The following is a 1,665-nucleotide window of genomic DNA, read 5'->3' as shown; positions in this document are numbered from 1 at the left end:
CGCTGCCCGCGGCCGCCCGCAGCAGGCTGGCGATGCTGCTCGCCGACCGCTCGGCACCGGGGCGCGGCGGTCCGCGCTCCGCGCCCGACCTCGCCGAGCTGCTGCCGCAGTGGCTCGCCCTGGCCAATCACCACGGCTATCGCGTGCCCGACGCACTGCTCCCGGCCCTTCTCGACGCGGCCCGTGCCCGCACCGATCTGCGGCCCGAGGCACTGACGCTCGGCGGGCCGCGCGCACTGTGGCTGGCCCGGCTCAACCCGGACTGGAAGTTCGCGCTGCGGGGCACGGCGGGCCGGGCTCCCACGGCGCTCCCGGAGCCGTCCGGGGCGGCCACCGGCCCGGACGATGAACAGCGGCTGTGGGAGGAGGGGTTGTTCGCCGAGCGGGTGTCCCTGCTGGCGGCGGCGCGCCACCGCGACCCGGCGGCGGGGCTGGCCCTGCTCAGCGGCACCTGGTCGACCGAGCGGGCCGAGGACCGGCTGATGTTCCTGGACTCACTTCGCGATGATCTCTCCCCGTCCGATGAGCCGTTCCTCGAACAGGCGCTGTCCGACCGCAGCCGGAACGTCCGGGCGACCGCCGCCGAGTTGCTCTCCGCGCTCCCCGGCTCCGCGCTCGCCGCGCGCATGGCCGAGCGGTCACGGGGCTGCGTGACGCTGACCACCGACGAGGTGCCCGACGGTGAGCCGACCACCGGCGGTGAACCGGCCACCGGCGGGCTGACCACTGACAAATCGATCGCCGCCGAATGGATAACCGTCCGGCCGCCGGACGAATGCGACAGCGGAATGCAGCGCGACGGCATCGTGCCCAAGCCGCCCTCCGGCCGGGGGGAACGGTCCTGGTGGCTGGGCCAGTTGGTGGAGGCGACCCCGCTGGACCGCTGGAGCGCGTGGTTCGGCGGACGCGGCATCAGCGAGATCGTGGCGCTGCCCGTCGCGGACGGCTGGCAGGCGGATCTGCACGCGGCCTGGTGCCGGGCCGCGGTGCGGCAGCGCAGTGCGGAGTGGTGCCGCGCGCTGCTCGGCACCCCGGCGGTGGCGCCCGTCACCGCCGGGGAGGCGGCCCCCGCCGCCTGGCGGGACCCGGCGAAACTGCTGTCCGCGCTGCCCGCCCGGGAGCGGGCGGAGTGGGTGGCCGAGTTCATCGCGTCCCACGGCCTGTCCGACGCCTTCCGGCTGCTCGGGGTGTGCACGGTGCCCTGGGCCGAGCCGCTGGGCCGGGCCGTCGTCGACGCACTGGACATCGCACGGGACGCGGGCAGCTACCCCTGGAGCTTCAGCGGCGTCATGGGCCTGGCCGAGCGCTGCCTGGACCCGGCCCAGGCGGATCGGCTCGAGGTGCTGACGGCGATACCGGACGAGTCGGAGGGTGCGGCGCCGGGCGCCGGGGGCTACTGGGCAGAGGCATTCCAGCGGCTGGTGGGCACGCTCAGGCTGAGGGCGGCCATGCAAGCCGAACTCGAACCGGCGTAACCCGCGAAGCGGGCCCGGGGGCCCGCGGATGCGCTGACCTCCGGCCGTGCGCAAGGGCCCTGCCGTGCCCGAGCCCGTAATGCTCCGTGACCCGCGTGCACGCCCTGGCCGGAGGCGCTCCGGGATCCGGGTGTGTCCAGGGATCCAGCCGGGCTCCGGCGCCTCCCATCGGACTCCGGGCCGGTCGAAC

General features: G+C 75.8%; 1 protein-coding gene. It reads left to right on the top strand.

Translation table 11 applies throughout. The features are described 5' to 3' along the window. The coding region (locus KN815_RS47875) for a DUF5691 domain-containing protein (protein WP_216348034.1) at positions 1–1,475 on the top strand (1,475 nt) is incomplete at its 5' end. Positions 1,476–1,665 lie beyond the last annotated feature (190 nt).

It is taken from the genome of Streptomyces niphimycinicus (genome assembly GCF_018883605.1).
In the GTDB taxonomy this organism is placed as follows: Bacteria; Actinomycetota; Actinomycetes; order Streptomycetales; family Streptomycetaceae; genus Streptomyces; species Streptomyces niphimycinicus.
The sequence above is the reverse complement of the archived record's forward strand: the minus strand, read 5'-3'. Positions and strand labels throughout refer to the sequence as shown.